1 protein-coding gene is annotated in these 251 nt (G+C 48.2%); it reads right to left on the bottom strand.

From position 1 onward, the window contains the following. The coding region (locus tag SB689_RS23750; protein WP_410694495.1) for a hypothetical protein at positions 1-251 on the bottom strand (251 nt) is incomplete at both ends.

Raw genomic sequence — 251 nt, 5'->3', positions numbered from 1 at the left:
CCAGACAATAGCGACGACAGTATAAATACATCGCGCTCCTTCCAGTGTTGGAGCCATTTTGTGACGGGGAGAATAAACAAAACAAACAATAGACCGTTTAACCCGAGTATCCATCCGAATATTTCGGTGCTGGTGAGCATCATCGAAGCATCCTTCCATGTGAAGGGCGCTTGAGCTGGAACTTCATGAATGATGTAGACCGGCAAGTAAAGATCGAGCTGCATGATCGGTACCAGCGTGCAGATGCCTGC

Origin of the sequence: Chryseobacterium sp. SIMBA_038 (assembly GCF_046535115.1) — a bacterium.
Classification (GTDB): domain Bacteria; phylum Bacteroidota; class Bacteroidia; order Flavobacteriales; family Weeksellaceae; genus Chryseobacterium.
Note: the sequence above shows the minus strand (reverse complement) of the source record. Positions and strands in the feature narration are given on the sequence as shown.